1 protein-coding gene is annotated in these 267 nt (G+C 70.8%); it reads left to right on the top strand.

What is annotated here, in order from left to right; all coding sequences use genetic code 11:
- On the top strand, positions 1-267 hold a 267-nt coding region (locus tag AC1RPY_RS07940; RefSeq protein WP_481763142.1), incomplete at both ends, for a type 2 periplasmic-binding domain-containing protein.

The following is a 267-nucleotide window of genomic DNA, read 5'->3' as shown; positions in this document are numbered from 1 at the left end:
GACATGGGCCTGTTCGCGTCGCCCGACTATCTGCACCGGCACGGCGAGCCCGAGCGCGGCCGCGCGTTCGCGGGTCACGATCTCGTCGTCTACCAGCCGTACATCGACGCCAGCCGCAAGCCGACCCTCGCCGGCGAACCGATCGACGGCGGGCGCATCGTCACGCGCACGAACTTAAACCTGATGATGCGCGCGGCGCTGCGCTCGGGCCTCGGCGTCGGCGAGATTCCCGTCCACATGGGCGAGCGCGACGGGCTCACGCGCATC

This window comes from Dellaglioa sp. CoH-56-MRSF-12, assembly GCF_056782075.1.
The sequence above is the reverse complement of the archived record's forward strand: the minus strand, read 5'-3'. Positions and strand labels throughout refer to the sequence as shown.